Genomic DNA, 2,026 nt, shown 5'->3' with positions numbered 1-2,026 from the left:
AACGCCCTGTTAAGGGGTGAGCAGCGCAATACCGAAGTCGCCGCATACCACCTAAAACACTAAAACCAACGCATAGTGAAAATGCCACGCGTTGCGAATCCCTCTTGAACAGTTTGTTAGGGTAATTTACCCTCGTACTTCAAACCCGTAGCGTCAATTGAGTCGCTTAAAAGGTTGTCCTCATAGATGTAGAGGTCGTCAAAATCCAAATTATCCAAGAAATGCTCGCGAAAAAAATGCACCATTAAAGGATCGATAACTTGGATGCAAAAACGGAATACTAGATCATTGAAATCATCATCAGGTACAGCTAAATGCTGAATACGGTTTCGCTGTTCACCCATTTCTCTATAAACATCGAGATGCTTGATTTCATAACCAGTAGCAGCCCATAACAAATCCGGAAGCTTACTATATTGAACAGTTTTAGCTTTAGCCATCAACTGAGAAGTTGTAAGTCGTTCTTCGGTATTTTGAGATAGTTTCGGCAAATCCGTGAAGATTAACAGCGGATGCTCTTGAGCAATCGCCGACTTTATTAAAATCTCAGCAGCCTGAGCAACATGTAAGACACCCATCGATGACCAAAATGGATTCCTCATGCCAGTAAAAATCACATGCTCTATACCGTGAGCCAATAGATATTTTCCAAGACCATACATGTGGCCTGATATTTTTCGAACTTCAACGTCCATAAGACTTCCAACAATTACCCTAACGCCCTGTTAAGGTGTGAGCAACGCAATACTATAGCCGCCGCATACCACCTTAATCACTTAAACCAACGCATAGTAAAAATGCCACGCGTTGCGAATCCCTCTTAAACAGTTTGTTATGTTTACCCTAAAGTGGAAACTAAGGATGCAATCACGAAAAGCCATGAAACAATGAAAAATACTATCGTTGACTTAGTTGTGGGAAATAAAACAATGCCTGCGACCTTTTCACCAGAAAAATCATCCCAAACCCATTTAGGAGCTTTACAGGGATCATCTTTATAGTTTTGACTAATATCACTAAACTTTTCTTCATCATAATTCGAAAAGAGGTAGTCAATATGCTTATCAAAATCTTGTTTGTATCGCTTTTTCCAATTGTAGTAAGAAAGGCTCTCTTTGAGGCCAAGCGTTACGACATATAAAAGAAGACCAAACATAGCCAATTTTAAAATAAAAACAAATGTCGAAGACCATTCGACAATCGGTGTGGGCAAATTAAGTAGTGACTTTCGCTTTACCACAGCTAAAGGATTATCCATAGATAAAATGAAGTTACCGTCTATCAAACTCCTTGAGGCAAGTGAGATCTTTGGAGATTTCAACGAATGATCCATTTGCTCTAAAAATAACTCTATATCAATATGCTCTTCGCTGCGCCATTGCTCAAACCGTATATTAAATGAGTGGTCATCACTAGGCTTAACTTGTGCCCTAACTGAGTCATCAAGTTCATTTAGATCGATAACACGAAATCCTTTCGGAAATGAAAAATCAAGAGAATCTTTGATTAGGTCACTTTTTGATCCGCTACCGATTATGGTTTTATCTCCGGTATTTTGAAATCTGACTTGAATTTTCCAAAGGTCTTGTATCGCTTCTCCGTTAAATGAATACGTAGCAACCAATCCTTTGATATTTGCAAGATCAGTAACCTTATCTTCACTCAAGAGCGACACTGTCACTTCAGGGTATTTATCTCGAACTTGCTCCCACACCCCGTAACTTGTAACTAAAAGCGCAAGTAAAGCTATGAGAAAGCCCATTTTGTTAAGAATATCTTTATTATTAATCATATTTTCCAAAAACTACTGCATATCAGGGTAAACATAACGCCCTGCTAAGGGGTGAGCAACGCAATACCGAAGCCGCCGCAAACCACCTTAATCACTAAATTCAACGCATAGTGAAAATGCCACGCGTTGCGAATCCCTCTTGAGCAGTTTGTTAGTCGCGAGGCACCGAGCGACAATTTTAAGCCGAACTAAACTTTGCGAACAACAAACTTTATGTGCTTTGATGCATTTAAG

At 39.5% G+C, this 2,026-nt stretch carries 2 protein-coding genes; both read right to left on the bottom strand.

Features of this window, described 5'->3' with window-relative positions:
- Positions 1 to 116: 116 nt before the first annotated feature.
- The gene (locus tag NL646_RS23275) at positions 117 to 695 is read right to left on the bottom strand and encodes a hypothetical protein (protein ID WP_062888440.1); all 579 of its coding nucleotides are present in this window, start codon (positions 693 to 695) and stop codon (positions 117 to 119) included.
- A gap of 143 nt (positions 696 to 838) precedes the next feature.
- The gene (locus NL646_RS23265; protein ID WP_253664756.1) at positions 839 to 1,792 is read right to left on the bottom strand and encodes a hypothetical protein; all 954 of its coding nucleotides are present in this window, start codon (positions 1,790 to 1,792) and stop codon (positions 839 to 841) included.
- Positions 1,793 to 2,026: the final 234 nt, after the last annotated feature.

Origin of the sequence: Vibrio sp. Y20_XG_PY13 (assembly GCF_024181925.1) — a bacterium.
Classification (GTDB): domain Bacteria; phylum Pseudomonadota; class Gammaproteobacteria; order Enterobacterales; family Vibrionaceae; genus Vibrio; species Vibrio parahaemolyticus.
Note: the sequence above shows the minus strand (reverse complement) of the source record. Positions and strands in the feature narration are given on the sequence as shown.